Below are 17,424 nucleotides of genomic sequence, written 5' to 3'. Positions count from 1 at the left end.
CACGGACAGATCAGGCAGCACGACACCGAGGAGTCGCACAGATGGCAACGACCACACGGGTAACCACCACACGAGGGGCTCGGGGTTCCCGGCGTGCGCGCAACCTCATCGTCGCGCTCGCGGCCTCGGTCTCCCTCGTCGCGGCCGGATGCGGCGGCGACTCGTCGGACGAGGACACCTCCTCGACTGCGAAGGCGGCCGGCTGCCAGGCCGGTTCGGAGTCGGGCAAGCGCACGCTCAAGGGCACCTTCCTCGGTGATGTCGAGGTCCCGGCCACGCCGCAGAAGATCGTCGCCGGCTGGCTCGTGGGCAATCAGCTCATCGACCTCGGTGTTCCCCTGGCCGGCCTCCTCGACGACTACAAGCAGAACGCCACGCAGGAAGAGCTGGACAAGGTCAAGGACCTGCCGACCGTCGGGTCGATCGCCGACGGCCTGAGCGCGGAGAAGACGCTCTCCCTCAAGCCGGATCTGGTGGTCACCTCGATCCGCAAGGACGTCATCGAGACCCTGGCCGTCGAGAAGCTCAAGGGCAAGGTGCCGGTCGCGGCCTTCGACATCAAGGAACCGGCCGACGTGTGGCGTAACTACACCAAGGTCGCCGATGCCGTGGGTTGCGGCGACAAGGTGGCCGCCGACCTCAAGCGCCTCGACGCCGATCTGACCCAGGTCGGCACCGCCAACAAGGACGCCATCTCCAAGCTCGGGACGGTCGCCTACGTGGAGGGTTCGGCGGTGCCCGGCTCGTTCCAGATCGCGACCTCCAAGGCACTGACCTACGAGCGGCTCACCAAGGCCGGTCTCACCTACTTCGGGGGCGCCGACCCCAACCCGGAGCGCTACAACCAGGCCATCTCGCTCGAGCTGACCAGCAAGCTCGAACCGGCGAACGTGATCTTCTACGAGGCGGACTTCGACGGCAAGCCCACCAAGCGGACCCAGGAACTGCTCGACAAGCCGACGTTCAAGAACCTGCCCGCGGTCAAGGCGGGCAACCTGTTCCCCTACCCGGCGCCGTACGCCTACACCATCACCGCCGCCGACAAGCAGGTTGACGCCATCGAGTCCGCAGTGAAGGCCGCCAAGCCCACCACACCGTAATGACCGACAGCACCACCATCACCGTCCCGGCACCCGAGGCATCGGCACGGCCGCTGACCGCCGCCCAGCGCGAGATCTGGGTGGGCCAGCGACTCACCGACGACGCCACCGCCTATTCGACGGTTCTCGTCGCGCACGCCCGTGGACCCGTCGACTTCGACGTCCTCCTCGCCGCCATGCGGGCGGCGATGGCCGAATCGCAGGCTGTCCGGGTGCGGTTCCGGGTGAGCGACGGCGGCGAGGTGGTGCAGGAACCCACGGACACCGTCCCCGCCGTCGACATCGTCGACCTGCGGGGCCGTGCGGACGCGTATGCGCAGGCGCGCGAATGGATTTCAGCCGAACTGGAACGACCCTACGAGGTGACCGGAAGGCCGGGCGACGGGAACAACGGCCTCGGCGAGATCCTGTTCCGGATCAACCTGATCCGGGTCGAGGACGAGTACACACTCGCCTTCCTGTCGGCGCATCACCTCATCCTCGACGGCACGGCGGTGGGGTTTGTGCTCGCCTCGGGACTTTCCCGATACGAGAGGATGTGCCGGGGCGAGGTGTCCGCGGGAGCGGACGACTCCGGGGAGCAATGGTCGCTGAGCAGTCTCGTCGATCTCGACGAGGACTACCGGAATTCGGAACAGTTCACCCGGGACCGGGATTTCTGGCTGGCCCATGTGGCCGACGCGCCGCCCCCGCCGCGGCTGCTCACCGATCTCGACCCGATCCCGCGCCGGGCAGACATCCTGGCGGTCGGGCTCAGCGACAACGAGTACGACCGGCTGTACGGGCTGGCACGCACCCTCGGGGTGCGGACCGCGGGATTGTTGTTCGCCGCGCTCGCCGGTTTCCTGCACCGCCGGACCGGCCAGTCCGACCTGATGCTGGCGATGCCGATGGCTGCCCGCACCACACCCGAATTACGCACGCATCTAGGAACTTTCGCCACCGTGCTGCCGGTGCGCGTCCGATTGCGGTCCGGCGCCACCTGGCGGCAGGCGGCGGGCGATATCGACGAACTGCTCGGCGAGGTGGCCCCGCACAGCCGTTTCCGCGGGGAGGATCTGGGCCGCGCGTTGCGTGAGGCCGGCACCCCGAAGGCGCTGTTCGGTGTGGGCGCCAACGTGCTGCCGCTGAGCACCAGACCGTTCAGCCGGCTCGGCATCGACGCCACGCTGGAGATCCTCTCGTCGGGTCCGACCGGCGACATCGACGTGTTCTTCGAGGTCGACGTACCGGCGAAGAAGATCCGCCTCAACCTGCACGGTCCCGGCACGCACATGGCCGAGATGACCCGTATCGCAGATGAATTGGCCGAGTACGTACGCGGCCTCATCAACGATCCGGAGCAGGTGATCGGTCCGCGCCTCGTCGCCGGGCCCGGTCCGGCCGCGACGGCCGCGCAGGCACCTGCCGGAACGCTCCCCGGTGCCGAGGAGTGGATCGCCGCGGGCGAGTCGGAGTCCTTCGGCGACGCGCCGCAGAATGACGCACCGGACGCACCGGTGATCGCGCTGCAGACACCACCCGGCACCGAGGCCGCGCAGGTGCGGGCGATACTGGCCGCACTCGTCGGCGCGCACCCCGAGTTGTCACTGCGTGCGCAGGAATGGGCGCCGGGGCTATGGGAGTACGTCCCCGCCGATACACCGGCCGAATTGACCATCCTCGCCGCCGCTGCGTCCCCCGATCAGGCCGTCGACGAATTGCCCTACACCGCAGGTGGTTTCGGAGCCACCTGGATCCCGGGAGTACGCAGGAAACCCGGTACCCTGCTACTGGCGGCGCATCCGCTGATCGTCGACGCCCACGGCCTGCAGATCCTGCGGCGCGACGTCGACGCCTGCTGGGCCGCAATCGCATCCGGTGGTGCTATCAGCCTTGCCCCGACACCCGCACCCGCCGACGCGGTGACGTGGGCGGGTGATCGCGCCCAGACCGGCGCCTGCATCGAACAACTCGACGGCTGGCTCGAACTATGCCGGCAGGCACCCGCCGTCGAGCCCGGTGACGGCCGCTCCACGGCGACCGCCGAGGCTGTGACGGACCCCGCCGCCGCCACGGCCGCCGGGCTCGACCCGAGCGGTGCCGCGCTCGCGTCGTTGGCGTTGGCACTGCACGACATCGGCTCTGCCACAGGCGGTTCAGAGATCGTGATCGACCTCGACCGCACCGGCCGCACCGGCTACCCGGAGCCGGTCGGCGGCAGCGCCGCACCGTTCGGTTTCGCCGCGCCCCTCGCGGTGCCGGTATCCGCCGATCCGGCGACGGCCCTGCGTTCGGCACGCACCTGCCTGAATCGCCAGCGCGACAACGGACTCGACTTCGCTCTGCTGCGCTACCTGCACCCGCAGGCCTCCGGTGTGCTGGCCGGCGCGGGCGAGCGCTGGCAGGTCCGGGTGCGTGACGAGCGTGGCCTGCTCCGCATCCGGGGCAGCGAACCGGAGACCGGCGCACTGGTCCGGGTCACCGAGGCCGGATACGAGTTCACCGTCTACTCGCCGCTTCCGGCGGGTGACCGGCTGATCGAGCCGCGGCAACTGGCAGCTGCCTGGGCCCACGCCGCCCAGTCCGTGGCCACCGCGGCGGCAGATCCGGCCAATCAGGTCGGCCCCTCGCCGGACAATATTGTGGGTGTTGCCCTCTCCGATACGGCCCGGACCCGCCTGCGGCAACTGGCACCGGGCACCATCGAGGCGATCTGGGCGCTGTCACCGTTGCAGGAGGGCCTGTACTTCCAGTCGGTGGTGTCCGAAGACCTCGACATCTACAACGCGCAGTTCGTTCTCGAATTCGATCGGGCACTCGACCCCGACCGCCTGCGGCATGCGCTGACCGCACTGATGGCCGATCATCCCGCACTGCGTGGCGGTTTCACCCACGCCGGACTGCCCGGACCGGTCCAGTACGTCGTCGACCGGCTGCCCGCGCCTCTGGAGATCGCCGACCTGCGCGAATTGCGCGGCGCCGCACTCGATGAGGCATACGACGAGGTGATTCTCGCCGACCGGGCGCACAAGTTCGAGCTCGCCGCACCGCCGCTGTGGAGGGTCACGCTGATCCGGCGGCCCGATGGCGACCGGCTGGCGGTGTCGCGCCGCTTCCTCGTCTGGGACGGCTGGTCCAACGGCTCGTTCATCGGCGGCCTGCTCGCCCATTACGCGGGAGACACCGACAGCGCACCGGCGCCGATCGAGTCGGCCGTGTTCGCCCGGTATCTGCGCTGGCTCGGTGACCGGGATCGGGACGCCGCAGTCGCGGCGTGGGCCGACTACCTCGACGGCTATGACGAGCCTTCTGTCCTGGTCCCCGAGGCCGATCCGGTGGTCCGGGGCTACACCAGGATTCACCAGCACACCCTCAGCGCCGAACAGTCCGCGGCGCTGCCCGCGCTGGCCCGCGATGCGGGCGTCACCCTCAACACGGTGCTGTCGACGGCGCTGCTGCTGGTGGTGAGCAGGTGGACCGGCCGCACCGATGTGGCGATCGGCCAGACCGTTGCGGGCAGGCCACCGGAGGTCGAGGGTACCGACGCCGCGATCGGCATGTTCCTCAACACGGTTCCGGTGCGGGCGCGGCTGCGCCCGGAGGCCACGGTCGCCGATCTGCTGACCGCCCAGCAATCCACCGCGCTCGGTGTGCTGGGCCACGATTGGCTCAGTCTCGGCGAGATCCAGGCCCAGGCGTCGGCACCCGTTCTGTTCGACACACTGCTGGTGTTGCAGAACTTCATCTCCGATGCGCTGCTCGGCGCCGAGCACGGCGTGGTGGGCCATACCAGCGACGACCACACCCATTTCGCGCTGACGGTGGTGATCACCCCGGGCGACGAGCTGACGGTGAAGATCGAGACCCGCTCGGATATCGTCGACGACGAGACCGCCGATGGTCTGTCGGGCGACCTGATCACGGTCCTGACCGCACTGGCCGCACCCGGCGACGTCTTCGGCACCCCGCTGGCGCGGTTGCCGATCGCCGCTGTCGAGGCGCCGCAGACCGGCCGCACACTCGACGTGCCCGACCTGTCGGTGTCGGAGCTGCTGGCGGCCACCGCCGCAGACAACGCCGACGACACCGCCCTCATCTGCGGCGACAGGTCGCTGACGTTCGGCGAACTCGACGCCGAGATCAACAGGCTCGCCAGGCTTCTGCTCGCAGAGGGGGCGGCACCGGAGACCGTGGTGGCGCTCGGCATCGAACGCTCCATCGAGATGGTGGTGGCGCTGTTCGCCGTACTGCGCACCGGCGCCGCCTATCTGCCGCTAGAGCTGGTCCACCCGGCAGAACGCCTGCACGAACTCGTGGCCGACGCCCGCCCCGTTCTCGCGCTCACCGCGGGCACCACCGCCGACACCGATCGGGTGATCTTCGGCGGCACCGGCGCAGCGCCGATCGATCTGCGGTCGGGGCGGATCCGGGAACGGCTCGCGGCGCTCTCCCCGGAACCGTTGTCCGACAGTGAGCTCGGTGGTTTCGCGAGCGACCACGCCGACCGCCTCGACCATCCCGCCTACGTGATCTACACATCCGGCTCGACGGGCACACCCAAGGGCGTGGTGACCGGGTACCGCGGCCTGACCAACATGTACGTCAACCACCTCGACGAGATCTTCCGGCCGGCGGTGGCGCGGTCGCGGTTCGACAGGCTGCACATCGCGCACACGGTGTCGTTCGCATTCGACATGTCGTGGGAGGAACTGCTGTGGCTCACCTACGGCCACACGGTGCATGTATGCGATGAGGAACTGCGCCGCGATCCGCGGGAGCTGGTGGCCTACTGCGACACCCACAGGATCGACGTCATCAACGTGACCCCCACCTACGCCGAATACCTGATCGCGGCGGGGCTCCTGGACGGTGACAGTTTCGGCGGCCCAACCGGTGCGCACCGGCCGGCGCTGGTGCTCCTCGGTGGTGAGGCCGTCGGCACCGGGGTGTGGGACGCCCTGCGGGACGCCGACGGTACCGAAGGCTACAACCTGTACGGGCCCACCGAGTACACGATCAACACCCTGGGCGGTGGCACCGAGGATTCGGCGACGCCCACGGTGGGCCGCCCCATCAGCAACACGGTCGGGTATCTGCTCGACCCGTGGCTGCGGCCGGTGCCGCCCGGGGTGCCGGGTGAACTGTACGTCGAGGGCGACGGGCTGGCACGCGGCTACGGCGGCCGCCCCGACCTGACCGCCGCGAGTTTCGTCGCGCACCCGGCGCATCCGGGTGAAAGGCTCTACCGCACCGGTGATCTGATGCGCCGCAGGGCCGACGGCCTTCTCGATTACCTGGGCCGCACCGACTTCCAGATCAAGGTGCGCGGCTACCGTGTCGAGCCGGCCGAGGTGGAGGCGGTGCTGGCCGCCGTCGACGGGGTGCTGCACGCCGCGGTGGTGGCACGCACCGACACCACCGGCTCAACAGCACTCGCCGGCTATGTGGTCTCCGACGGCGCCCTGCCTCCGATCCCGCAGATCCGGCGGCAGCTCGCCGAGCGGCTGCCCGCCTACATGGTCCCGTCGACGATCACCGAGATCGATGAGATCCCGGTCAACGTCAACGGCAAACGCGACACCTCCGCGCTCCCCGAACCCGTCGCGGCAGGCGGCGGCTCCGGACGGTCCGGTTCGATGCTGGAGCGGGTGCTCGCCGAGATCGCCGCCGGTGTCTTCGGCGTCGACGAGGTGGACCCGGACACCAACCTGTTCGACCTCGGCGCGCATTCGCTGCAGCTGATGACGTTTGCCGACGCGGTGCGCGGCAGGCTCGGGGTGGAGCTCAAGGTGGCCGACGTGTTCACCAATCCGACGATCGCGGGCATGGCGGCGGTACTCGGGGGTGACTCCGACACGGGCTCGCACCTGCGGGTTCCGGTGATCACCTTCCGCTCCGGAACCGATGCCGGCACACCTGTGTTCATCCTGCCGCCGGGAACAGGTCTGGGCTGGCGGTACGGGCAGTTGCTCGCGCACATCCCCGATTCGTGTGGTGTTTTCGCCGTGCAGTCCCCGGCGATCGCGGGCATCGAGGTGCCGGCCGATCTCGCCTCGGCGGCACAGTATTTCGCCGAACAGATCGATCTCGCGGCACCGGCTGCCGACGACGGGGTAAAGCCCCCGGTGACGCTGCTGGGCTGGTCGTTCGGCGGTTCGGTGACCACAACGGTGGTGGCGGCGCTGGCCGGGCGAGGCCGGCCGGTCGGGTCGCTGGTGCTGGTCGACGCGTTCGCCCGGTCCCCGGAGGAGTACTTCGACTACGTCGACACCATCGCCCCCGCGGCGGCGGCGCTGGCGGCGATCGACGTGCCGGTGCCCGCCGAGCTGGCCGCGGGACTGACTGTAGAGCAGGCCGTCGAGGTGGTGCGCGGCAGCGAGTCGGTGTTCGCGGGGCTGGGCGCCGACTACATCGAGTCCATCGTGGAGTCGAATATGTGGGCCCTGACGGTGATGCGCGAACTGCATCCGCCCACCGCGCCGATCGATACCCCGGTGCTGTACGTCGAGGCCGATCCACCGTTCTCGTTCAACACCTGGTCGGGCATGCTGAACATGAAACAGCATGTGCAGACCGAGTATTCGCATCCGCAGATGCTCAACCCCGATGCGGTCCGCACGTGGGGCCCGCGGCTGGCCGATTTCCTGGAGCGGTGACCGTGACCGATGCGATCCCCCTCACCTCGGCGCAGGCCGGGCTGTGGTTCGGCCAGACGCTGGCCCCGGACAATGCCACGTTCAACGTGTGCGACGCCATCGAGATCCCCGGCGAGGTCAACGTCGACGCCCTGGCGCGTGCGGCGCGACTGGCGGTGTCCGAGTCCGACGCGCTGACCACCAGGCTGATCGAGTCGGGTGACGGGTGGCGCCAGGTACCGGGTGATCACGATCTGCCACTGCCCACCGTCGTCCGGACAGACGATGCGGACCCGTGGCCGACGATCATCGCGCAGGTGCGTGGGTGGACGGGCACCGTACACGACCTGAGCGTCGTACCGGGCGTGCACCAGTGGATCATCGCCGCGCCCGAGCGCACGTTCTGGGTGCTGGCCGTGCATCACGCACTGATCGACGCCTACGGCCTGTCGCTGGTGTTCAATCGGGGCGCCGCCCTCTACGCGCATCTGGTGGCCGGGACCGACGACACCGCCGCCCCCTTGGGTCTCATCGCCGAGGTCGTCGACGGCGACCTGGACTATCTGGCCTCCGACGCGTACGCCACGGACGCCGGGTTCTGGGCCGAGCACCTCGACGGCGCAGCCGAAACCGGTGTGTCCGGGCAGGCCGATGCGGTGCGCACCCTGCGCACCCCGCTGCCGCAGATCCCCGGCAACTGGACCGTCGCCGTCACCGCAGCCGTGGCGGCATACCTGGCGCGGGTGCGCGGCGACACTGAGATCAGCCTGGGCTTCCTGCTGATGAACCGGCTCGGTCAGCCGTCGGCGCGTGTCCCCACGGTGGCGGTCAATCTGGTGCCGCTGCGGATCGCGACCCGGCCCGGCGATACCGTCGCCGACATCATCTCCGGCGCCGGCGCTGCGATCCGGGAACTGAGCCGGCATCAGCGGTACCGGGGCAGACCGGTGGGCACCGGCCCGACCCTCACCGGCGGGTTCAGCCGGTTCGCCGGGACCGTCGTCAACGCCAAACCGTTCGCGCCGTCGGTTCGTTTCGCCGGCCGTGACGCCGTGCAGCATTCCATCGAACGCGGCCCGGTGCAGGACTTCTCGGTCACCGTCTCCCCCACCCGCGACGGCGAACTCAGCCTGCTCATCGACGCCGACGCCGACCGCTACGACGAGGCGGCGCTGGCGGGGCTGGCCGGCGACATCGCCCGGTTCCTCCTCACGTTCACCGATCCCGGGTCGGCGGAACACAAGCTGGCCATGCTGGCTGTGATCACCGCCGCGGAGGCCGAGGAAGCTGCCCGGCTCGGCCGCGGTGGCCCCAACTCCGGTGGCCCGTCGATGATCGAGACGTTCGACGCGACGGTCACCGCGAACCCGTCCGCGGTCGCGATCGTCGCCCCGGATGCCACCTGGACTTTCACCGAATTGGCAACCCGCACTGAGATACTGGCCCGCACGCTGCGCGGAGCCGGGGTTCGCGCCGACGATCCGGTGGCGATCGTCGCCGACTCGTCGGCCGCGACCGTCGCCGCGATTCTGGCGGTGTGGCGGGCACATGGCGCGTTCGTGCCGATCGATCCCCGCTATCCGGCCGACCGGGTCAGGCACCTGCTCACCGACTGCGGGGCGCGGGCAGTACTGGTCACCGAGTCGACCCGTGACCTCGCCGCGCAGCACCTGCCGGCCGACGTCACCCTCATCGACCTCGACACCGACGATGCCGGCAAGTTCCCGGAAGCCCCGCTGCCCCTGGGCTATCCGCACCCGGAAAGCTCCGCCTACGTCATCTACACGTCCGGGTCGACCGGTCTGCCCAAGGGTGTCGTGATCCCCCACCACGCGGTCTCCACGCTCCTGGGCTCGCACCGGCATTTCACGATGCCGGACCATCCCATCCGGATCCTGAGCACCCACACCTTCTCGTTCGACTCGGCCGTGGTGCCGTTGGCGTGGATGTGTTTCGGCCACCACCTGTACCTGATCGACCGGGCCGACGTCACCGACCCGGACGTGGTCATCGGCGTCATCCGCGACAACCGGATCGACTACGTCGACGCGGTGCCCGCCCTGCAGGCCGAGTATGTGCGTGCCGGGCTGGTGAATCCCCCTGACGGCGAACATATTCCGCGGTGGCTGTCGACGGGCGGTGAGGCATTCTCGCCTTCGTTGTGGACCGAGTTGACCGGCAATCCGGCCGTCACGGTGTTCAATCTGTACGGCCCCACCGAGACCACGGTCGAGATCACCTTCGCCACGGTCGCCGACACCCCCGAACCGTCGATCGGGGTGCCGTCACGGGGTGCCGATCTGCACGTACTCGACCGGCATCTGCAGCCGGTGGCACCCGCCGCCGAGGGTGAACTGTACATCGGCAGCAGGCAATTGGCGCGTGCCTACCACCACCGGCCCGATCTGACCGCGCAGCGTTTCGTAGCCAGCCCGTTTGCGGCGGGCGAACGTCTCTACCGCACAGGCGATCTCGTCCGCTGGAACGGCTTCGGGCAGCTCGACTACCTCGGCCGCGCCGACGATCAGGTGAAGGTGCGGGGCTACCGCGTCGAACTCGGCGAGGTCGAGTCCGCAGTCATGACGGCCGCTCGGAACCTGCGCATCCAGGTCGGGGCCATCGTCGCCGATGTCCGCGCCTCGGCCGGCTCCCCGGCACGGCTGGTCGCCTACCTGACCGGCACCGGCACCACAGATTTCGCGGCGCTGCGCGAGGAGATCACCCGTATCGCACCGTCGTACATCGTGCCGTCTGCGTTCGTACCGATCGACGCGGTCCCGCTGAGCCCCGCAGGTAAGACCGATCGCCGCGCCCTGCCCGATCCCTGGCGCGGTCAGGTGCCCACCCCCCGACCGGTTTCCGGGGATTCGCCGGTGGCCGTTCTATGCGGCTTGATTGCCGACATTCTCGAAGTACCGGCCGTCGACCCGGGCGATGACTTCTTCTCGCTCGGCGGCGACAGCATCATCTCCATCCAGTTGACCTCGCGGGCACGTGAATTCGGTATTGTCGTGTCCCCTCGCCAGGTGTTCGAACTGCGCACGGCACAGGCTCTGGCCGACGCCGCGACCCACACGTCGTCGGCCGCAGTCACCGCCGACCCGGCCCAGGCCGTCGGCGAGATCCCGTTCACGCCGCTGATGCACCGGGTGCTGCGTAACGGCGGCCCGCTCGACCCGTTCGCGCAGGTACGTGCCTACCGGATTCCATCGGGTGCCTCCCTCATCGACCTGGCCGACACCCTCGACACGCTGCGCCGGACGCACCCGATGCTGCGCGCACGGCTCACCGACGGCGGTCTGGTCGTCGACGGATCCCCCGCCGACGACGCCCAGACCTCGGTCGAGATCGTCGACACACCCGCCGGTCTCGACGCCGTGGCGGCGCAGTCGTGGGCGGAACAGCGGATCACCGAGACGGCGCACCTGCTGCGTCCGCACGCCGGCCTGATGAGCCGGGGCCTGCTGATCCGTGACCTGCCCACCCGTGACGGGCGAACCGACGCGTTCGTGCTGTTGCTGCACCACCTCGTTGTCGACGGGGTGTCGTGGCGGATCCTCGGTGAGGATCTGCGGACCGCGTTCGATGCGGTCTCCCGTGCCGCAGCTCCCTCGCTCCCCGCCCCGACGACGTCGTTCCGGGAGTGGTCGCGCGGGCTGGTGTCCCGGGCCACGGACGCCGACGTCACGGCGGGCACCCCGCTGTGGGAGCATCCCCCGGCCACACCCGGAGCCGACGACATCGTGGTGTCCGCCCGTCCGCTGGACGCATCGGTCGATACGGCGTCGGCTGTCGACCGGTTCGAGGTCGACCTGCCCACCCACGACGCCATCGCCGCGATTCCCGACCTGTACCGCACCGGCCCCACCGAAGTGCTGCTGGCAACGCTGGCGCTGGCGATCGCCCGGGTGTACCCGGAAGACGGTCCCCGCTCGCGGCGACTGTTCGTCGACCTCGAAGGGCACGGCCGGGACGAGACGCTCGTCGACGGTGTCGACCTGTCGCGGACCGTCGGCTGGTTCACCGCCTTCTGGCCCGTACCCGTCCGCATCCCCGCCGATACCACCCCCGCCGGCCCGGCGGCGCTGGTGCGGTCGGCCGACACCGTCATCAAGCAGGTCAAGGAACGGCTGGCCGCGCCCATGTTTGGTGGCCTCGAATACGGGCTGCTCACCGAACTCGCCCCCGGCACGCAGCCGCAGCGGCCCAGTGGGGTGCTGTTCAACTATCTGGGCAGGCTCACCACCGGCGAGGGCAGCGGACCGTTCTCGGCGGTGTGGCCGGGAAAGCCGATCATCGTGGTTCGCGACGACGCGATGCCGGTATCGCATCCGCTGGAGATCAACGCGGTTACCGTAGCCGTCGACGACGAGTTGCGGCTGCGCGTCGAGATATCGTTCGTGCGGACCCTGATCGGCAGAGCCCGGGCGCAGCGGATCGTCGACGAGTGGTCGGCGATCCTCGCGGCGCTCGCCGCCCCCGACACATTCGGCGAACTGGGCGGCATCACCCCGTCCGATTCGCTGGTCGATGACCTCACCCAGGACGAGATCGATGAATTCGCAGATGAATTCGCCTGACAACCGCTGACCGCGATAAGAGAGTAACCACCATGGCTTTGCTGTTCACCGTTGACACCGTCGAGGACCTGTCACCGCATATGCGGCGGTTCACCTTCTCCGGCGACGCCGTCGGCGAGTACATCGCCACCGGACAGTTCCCCAATATCAAGATCTTCCTGCCGCATCCCGACGGCACCTACGATGTTCCCGAACTCGACGACCCGACCAGCGACACCGAAACCGTCCTACGGTCACGGCCCGAGTTGCACGCCCGCGTCCGCACGTACACAGTGCGCCGTTACAGCGCCGAGAACAACACCCTCAGTATCGATTTCGTGCTGCACGGCGACGAGGGCATCGCGTCGGCGTGGGCGATGCGCGCCCGGCCCGGCACCACCCTCGGTATCGCGGGCGGCGGTGGACGCCACATCGGTCACGGTGACCACTATCTGATCGCGGGCGACGAAACGGGTCTGCCCGGTATCGGCGACATCCTGGACAACCTGCCCGCCGATGCCACCGGTACCGCCTACATCGAGGTCGCCGACGACTCCGGCCGCATCGATCTGGCCGGGCCCGCCGGTGTCGACGTGGTGTGGCTGTCGCGCGACGGTGCTCCCGGCGGCACCACCACCCTGCTTCTCGACGCGGTGAAAGCCCATGAGCTCAAACCGGATACGTTTGCCTGGGCGTCGGCCGAGTCGGCGCAGGTGATCGCGATCCGCAAAAATCTGCGGGCCCGGGGTGTCGATCGCAAATCGATGCTGGTGATCGGCTACTGGCGTCGCGGGCTGTCGGAGAACGGCTACGCCAAGGCCGCCAACCACGACCGCGACCTCAAAGAGTACGACGACCACGAGCACGACCACGAGCACGGCGTGGGTGCCGCCATGCGTGAAGGCGCCGCCAACCTCGCGACCCGTCTCCGCCGCCGTCGCCGCGCCTGAGTCAGTCCTTCATCCACTTCGTGATCTCGGTGGTGAAGATGCCACTGATATCGTTCGGCGTGCGCGCGATGTAGCTCGTGCCCCCGGTGGCGTCGGCGATCCGCTTGAGCGAGGCCTCGTCGGCCGTACTCGGAACCTGGGCGACCCTGAAGTCGTAGCACGACTCGTCGGACGCGATCGAGGTGAGCGCTTTCAGCGGATCGGCCATGGAAGAGTCGGCGATCACCGTCACCTTGTCGCGATCGCCGCCGCATCCGTCGGCGAGACTGCGCCACACGAGCACCCCACCGGCCAGCAGAACAACCAGTGCCAGCCCGGTCAGGGCTTGCGCACGTCCCACACGCCGCGTCGCGGTCGGCGCACCCTTCGACGCTGCGCCACCGTTTCCGATGCTCCGTCGCCCCATCTCACACCTACATCCCCAGCTTGCTTCCATACATTGCCGGGAAAGCGTAACTTTCCTGATGCCATATTCAGAAATTTAGGGGCGGAACGTGACATAGGCGACACAGTCTTGCCGATGATGCCGACACCTGCTCGGCGTCGGCGTCACTCCCACTCGATGGTGCCCGGCGGCTTGCTGGTGACGTCGAGGACGACGCGGTTGACGTCGGGAACTTCGTCGGTGATGCGGGTGGAGATGGCTTCCAGCACCTCGTAAGGGTCACGCAGGGTCAGGTGACCTTTCGGCACCTGACGCCACCACGATCTCGGCTATCGCGGCGGGAGTGTCGAGGTCGCCGTAGGCGACGGCATACCGCTGGGCCAGGGCAAGGGCGATCTCGGGGCGCTGCCACAGGCCGCCGTCGGCGCTCGCAGTGGCCAGCCAGGTGGCCAGACCGTGCGCCACCGACGCCCGGTACCGCAGCCAGATCTCGTCGGCCGACGGCAGTTCAGACTCCGGAAGATCCAGTGCGGAGCGGTATTCGGCGAGCAGTGCGCGTTCGTGGGTGCGCCGGTCGTCGACGGTGAGTGATCCTTGCAGGAAGTAGCCGACGTCGAGGGACCAGTTGCCGCGGCGCACCATCTGCCAGTCGAGCAGGCCGACATCGCCGTCGGGGGTGACGTACGTGTTGCCGATGTGGGCGTCGCCGTGCAACAGCGTCTGCGTCGTGGTGGTGAGGGTACCGATGTACGGTTTCCACACCTCGTCGACGAGTTGGCCGATGGTCATCGACAGCACCGACTGCGGGGTGGATTCGTCCAGCTTCTCCAGCGCCGACGGCAGCGGAGCGTACTGCAGACCGTCGAACGCGACGAACGGTTCGAGCCAGGACAGTTCCGGAACATCCAGGCGTGCACCCCAGTACCGGCTGTGCAACCGGCCGAGCGCCCGCACCCCAGCCGCCGCCAGCTCGGGGGTCAACGGCCGCAACGAGTCCCGCGGATCAGCGTCACGTGCGGCAATGTCCTCCATGACGAGGAGGAAATTTTCGGCCTCCTCGTCGAACAGCGCCGCGTATACCGTCGGATGATCCACGGGCAGCGGCACATCGGCCGCGAACAGCCGCGGCTCATGGAACAGCCCACTCGTCATCGTCAGCAGCAGCCGATGATCTGGGTCGACTGATTTGACGAATACCGTTGCCGGACCGGAACCCTCGCTGTATGTGAGCGCCAGCCGCGCCCGCCGGTTGGTGCCGTCGTCACGCAACACCACCGACACCTCGTCGACAACAGCCCCGGGATGAGAGTCGGTGAGGATCCCCGACATCCATTCGGGCGTGATCTGGTCAGCACTGGTCGGCATCGTCGGTGCACTCAACTCGGGTCTCCCCACGTCAGGTGAAGCTGCTGCTATGTCCACCTGACGCTAGTGACGACGACGCCCCCGGATACGCCTACGTTCCGCACACCGGGACCGTGCTCACTCCCACTCGATGGTGCCCGGCGGCTTGCTGGTGACGTCGAGGACGACGCGGTTGACGTCGGGAACCTCGTTGGTGATGCGGGTGGAGATGGTTTCCAGCACCTCGTACGGGACGCGGGTCCAGTCGGCGGTCATGGCGTCCTCGCTGGACACCGGGCGCAGCACGATCGGGTGGCCGTAGGTACGGCCGTCGCCCTGGACGCCAACGCTGCGGACGTCGGCGAGCAGCACGACCGGGCACTGCCAGATCTGGCCGTCGAGGCCGGCGCGGGTGAGTTCCTCGCGGGCGATGGCGTCGGCGCGGCGCAGGATGGCCAGCCGCTCTCCGGTCACCTCGCCGACAATGCGGATCGCCAGGCCCGGACCTGGGAAGGGCTGGCGCGCAACGATTTCCTCGGGCAGGCCGAGTTCGCGTCCGACGGCGCGCACCTCGTCCTTGAACAGCAGACGCAGCGGCTCGACGAGGCTGAACTCGAGGTCGTCGGGCAGGCCGCCCACGTTGTGGTGGCTCTTGATATTGGCGGTGCCGCTGCCGCCGCCGGACTCGACGACGTCGGGGTAGAGCGTGCCCTGCACCAGGAATTCGACCTTATCCCCCACCGCGGCCCGGTCGCCGAGCACCTCGGTGACCGCACCTTCGAAGGAACGGATGAACTCGCGCCCGATGATCTTGCGCTTGGCCTCCGGGTCGCTGACCCCGGCCAGTTCGCCGAGGAACACCGACTCGGCGTCGACGGTCACCAGGCGAGCGCCCGTGGCCGCGACGAAGTCCTGCTGCACCTGCTCCCGTTCACCCGCACGCAGCAGCCCGTGATCGACGAACACACAGGTGAGCCGGTCACCGATGGCTCGCTGCACGAGCGCGGCCGCCACCGCGGAGTCGACGCCGCCGGACAGGCCGCAGATCGCCAGGCCGTTCTCGCCCACCTGCGCCCGCACATCCTCGATCAGGGACTCGGCGATGTTGGCGGCGGTCCAGGTCGGCTGAAGACCGGCGATCTCGTACAGGAAACGGGTCAGCACCTGCTGGCCGTGCGGGGTGTGCAGCACCTCCGGGTGGTACTGGACACCGGCCATCCGGCGCTGCGTGTTCTCAAACGACGCGACCGGCGCGCCGGGCGTCGAGCCAGTCACGGTGAAGCCCTCGGGCGCCACCTGCACGGCGTCGTTGTGGCTCATCCACACCGGCTGCTCGCCGTCGAGGCCGGCGTGCAGCACGCCGCCGGCCGGGATGAACGGGGTGCGCCCGAACTCGCGGCCGCCGGTGTTGGCGACGGTGCCGCCGAGCGCCTTGGCCATCGACTGGAAGCCGTAACAGATGCCGAACACCGGCACACCCAGGTCGAGAACCGCCGGGTCGAGGCTCGGTGCGTCGTCGGCGTACACCGACGCGGGACCACCCGAAAGCACGATCGCCGCCGGATTCTTGGCCTCGAATTCGGCCAGGGGCGCGTCGTGCGCGATGACCTCGGAGTAGATGCGCGCCTCCCGCACCCGCCGGGCGATGAGCTGCGCGTACTGGGCACCGAAGTCGACGACGAGGACGGGACGGGTATCGGATGAGCCGGTCACCCGCGCAAGTCTATAAGCGCGCCCTATGCTGCGGGAAATCACTCACCGGGCACATGGGATACTTCGAGACCATCATGGATGAAACAACCAGGGACCCCGCGCGGGCGCCTTTCCTCTCGGTCACCGACCTCACCCAGGCCGCCGTGTTCGCAGCGTTGATCGCGGCGCTCGGGCTGCCCGGCACCATCAACCTGTCCAGTGGTGTGCCGATCACCCTGCAGTCGCTCGGCGTGATGCTGGCCGGTTGTGTGCTCGGACCCAAGAAGGGCACCCTGGCGGTGGCGATCTTCGCGGTCCTGGCGCTCGTCGGTCTGCCGATCCTGGCCGGCGGCCGCAACGGCTGGACCTCGCTCACCTCGGTGACCGGTGGTTTCTTCGTCGGTTTCCTGCCGGCCGCCTTCATCATCGGCCTGCTGACCGCGATGATGATGCCCAAATACCGCTGGTGGCTGGGCATCGTCTTCAACGTCATCGGTGGGCTGCTGGTGATCTACGCATGCGGCATCGCGGGCATGATGATCAAGGGCATGACGTTCGACGCCGCGCTGAGCGCCAACACCTCGTTCATCGCCGGTGACATCGGCAAGGCGGTGGTGGCCGCGCTGGTCGCCGCTCAGGTGCATCGCGGCTGGCCCGGGCTGATCAAGCCGTTCGGTCCGGCCACCCTCCTGCGCAAGGCGTGACCGGGTCCGGCGTGATCGAGTTCGATCAGGTGTCGCACGGCTACGACGGCCGCGCGGTGTTGCGCGACATCAG

8 protein-coding genes and 1 pseudogene are annotated in these 17,424 nt (G+C 68.9%); 5 read left to right on the top strand and 4 right to left on the bottom strand.

Going from position 1 to position 17,424, the window contains the following annotated elements:
* Positions 1–41: 41 nt before the first annotated feature.
* From GOAMR_RS15250 to GOAMR_RS15235, 4 genes are read left to right on the top strand one after another with little or no spacing between them, the layout of a single operon-like run.
* Positions 42–1,100 carry an ABC transporter substrate-binding protein gene (locus tag GOAMR_RS15250; protein ID WP_005189646.1) on the top strand — a complete coding sequence of 353 codons (1,059 nt, stop codon included), beginning with the start codon at positions 42–44 and terminating at the stop codon, positions 1,098–1,100.
* A complete protein-coding gene (locus tag GOAMR_RS15245; RefSeq protein WP_005189643.1) occupies positions 1,100–7,738 on the top strand; it encodes a non-ribosomal peptide synthetase in 6,639 nt (2,212 codons plus the stop codon). Before GOAMR_RS15250 ends, GOAMR_RS15245 begins: the two co-directional genes overlap by 1 nt.
* Positions 7,739–7,740: 2 nt before the next feature.
* The gene (locus GOAMR_RS15240) at positions 7,741–12,297 is read left to right on the top strand and encodes a non-ribosomal peptide synthetase (RefSeq protein WP_005189640.1); all 4,557 of its coding nucleotides are present in this window, start codon (positions 7,741–7,743) and stop codon (positions 12,295–12,297) included.
* Positions 12,298–12,329: 32 nt separating this feature from the next.
* Positions 12,330–13,226 carry a siderophore-interacting protein gene (locus tag GOAMR_RS15235; protein WP_005189636.1) on the top strand — a complete coding sequence of 299 codons (897 nt, stop codon included), beginning with the start codon at positions 12,330–12,332 and terminating at the stop codon, positions 13,224–13,226.
* A 1-nt stretch (position 13,227) separates the two neighbouring features.
* Here GOAMR_RS15235 and GOAMR_RS15230 read toward each other — a convergent pair whose 3' ends face one another.
* The 4 genes and pseudogenes from GOAMR_RS15230 to guaA all read right to left on the bottom strand — a co-directional run bounded on the left by GOAMR_RS15230 (position 13,228) and on the right by guaA (position 16,668).
* Positions 13,228–13,662 (bottom strand): hypothetical protein, encoded by a 435-nt coding sequence (locus GOAMR_RS15230; protein WP_138943758.1) that lies wholly within the window; start codon positions 13,660–13,662, stop codon positions 13,228–13,230.
* A gap of 113 nt (positions 13,663–13,775) precedes the next feature.
* A pseudogene (locus tag GOAMR_RS24240) lies at positions 13,776–13,898 on the bottom strand (GMP synthase (glutamine-hydrolyzing)); the annotation flags it as partial.
* Complete coding sequence (locus GOAMR_RS15225) at positions 13,891–14,976, bottom strand: phosphotransferase (RefSeq protein ID WP_050942752.1); 1,086 nt, start codon at positions 14,974–14,976, stop codon at positions 13,891–13,893. The gene GOAMR_RS15225 and the pseudogene GOAMR_RS24240, both read right to left, overlap by 8 nt.
* Positions 14,977–15,093: 117 nt before the next feature.
* Complete coding sequence (gene guaA / locus GOAMR_RS15220) at positions 15,094–16,668, bottom strand: glutamine-hydrolyzing GMP synthase (RefSeq protein ID WP_005189620.1); 1,575 nt, start codon at positions 16,666–16,668, stop codon at positions 15,094–15,096.
* 74 nt (positions 16,669–16,742) lie between these two features.
* Here guaA and GOAMR_RS15215 point away from each other — a divergent pair, with 74 nt between their 5' ends.
* A complete protein-coding gene (locus GOAMR_RS15215; RefSeq protein ID WP_040515476.1) occupies positions 16,743–17,351 on the top strand; it encodes a biotin transporter BioY in 609 nt (202 codons plus the stop codon).
* Positions 17,352–17,424: the final 73 nt, after the last annotated feature.

Source organism: Gordonia amarae NBRC 15530 (genome assembly GCF_000241345.1).
GTDB lineage: Bacteria > Actinomycetota > Actinomycetes > Mycobacteriales > Mycobacteriaceae > Gordonia > Gordonia amarae.
The sequence above is the reverse complement of the archived record's forward strand: the minus strand, read 5'-3'. Positions and strand labels throughout refer to the sequence as shown.

Coding starts and splice junctions, on each gene's coding strand:
- GOAMR_RS15250 (WP_005189646.1), top strand. CDS start 42: ATGGCAACGACCACACGGGTAACCACCACACGAGGGGCTCGGGGTTCC.
- GOAMR_RS15245 (WP_005189643.1), top strand. CDS start 1,100: ATGACCGACAGCACCACCATCACCGTCCCGGCACCCGAGGCATCGGCA.
- GOAMR_RS15235 (WP_005189636.1), top strand. CDS start 12,330: ATGGCTTTGCTGTTCACCGTTGACACCGTCGAGGACCTGTCACCGCAT.
- GOAMR_RS15230 (WP_138943758.1), bottom strand. CDS start 13,662: ATGGAAGCAAGCTGGGGATGTAGGTGTGAGATGGGGCGACGGAGCATC.
- GOAMR_RS15225 (WP_050942752.1), bottom strand. CDS start 14,976: ATGCCGACCAGTGCTGACCAGATCACGCCCGAATGGATGTCGGGGATC.
- GOAMR_RS15215 (WP_040515476.1), top strand. CDS start 16,743: ATGGATGAAACAACCAGGGACCCCGCGCGGGCGCCTTTCCTCTCGGTC.